1 protein-coding gene and 1 pseudogene are annotated in these 378 nt (G+C 48.1%); one reads left to right on the top strand and one right to left on the bottom strand.

Annotated elements, in window-relative coordinates:
• Positions 1-240: DapH/DapD/GlmU-related protein (locus ACTHSP_RS22635; RefSeq protein WP_440346791.1), on the top strand; the 240-nt coding region annotated here is incomplete at its 5' end.
• A gap of 61 nt (positions 241-301) precedes the next feature.
• On the opposite strand, the pseudogene ACTHSP_RS22630 reads toward ACTHSP_RS22635, so the two are convergent.
• A pseudogene (locus tag ACTHSP_RS22630) lies at positions 302-378 on the bottom strand (four-helix bundle copper-binding protein); the annotation flags it as partial.

Genomic DNA, 378 nt, shown 5'->3' with positions numbered 1-378 from the left:
TTCAACCCTGAAACCCGCCGCTTTGAAGGTTATACAGATATCAGCCCGATTGTGATTGAAGATGATGTTTGGATTGGCCGGCGTGCGATTATCATGGGCGGCGTTACCATCGGTAAGGGCGCGGTAATCGGTGCAGGTTCGGTGGTTACCAAAGATGTGCCGCCTTATTGTGTGGCTGCGGGCAATCCTGCGATTGTTCGGAAAAAACTGCTGGATGAGCAAGAGCTTGCAGCCGAATAACGTGAACAAAATAGCAAAATAAAAGGCCGTCTGAATTTCAGACGGCCTTTTTTAATAGTGCTTAAGCGGCAATTTTTTCGCATTCTTTAATGCAAGCCAAGCAAGATTCGTAGCAGGCTTTGCATTCAGCGTGGTGGC

This window comes from Neisseria sp. P0001.S005, from assembly GCF_051963715.1.
Note: the sequence above shows the minus strand (reverse complement) of the source record. Positions and strands in the feature narration are given on the sequence as shown.